Raw genomic sequence first — 331 nt, 5'->3', positions numbered from 1 at the left:
ATGCGACGTTTGGGTATGAGAGCGGTAACCAATAGCGACGGTACAATTACTCAGGTCCCCCCAACATATGCACTGCTGGACAATACGCGTAAGCAGATAGGCGCCGCTATAAGCCGAGGTGAAGGGCCTTTCAAAGACCAGACCACGGCTGAACTAAAACAGCTCTATGGTGCTATAACAGCCGATCAGGAGAAAGTTGCTGCAGCATATGGGATGGGAGATAAGTGGGGCCTTGCAAAAGACCTGGTGTCGCAGAGGAAGGGTTTGGAAGATCATCTTGTCACAGCTCTTGGCAAAGATCTTTCTGGCACGTACTCCAGTAGACTCACCC

1 protein-coding gene is annotated in these 331 nt (G+C 51.1%); it reads left to right on the top strand.

Annotated elements, in window-relative coordinates:
• Nucleotides 1–15: 15 nt before the first annotated feature.
• Nucleotides 16–331: hypothetical protein (locus tag SB775_RS28260; protein WP_410864482.1), on the top strand; the 316-nt coding region annotated here is incomplete at its 3' end.

This window comes from Peribacillus sp. SIMBA_075, assembly GCF_046534585.1.
This window is presented reverse-complemented; position numbering and strand designations above follow the sequence as displayed.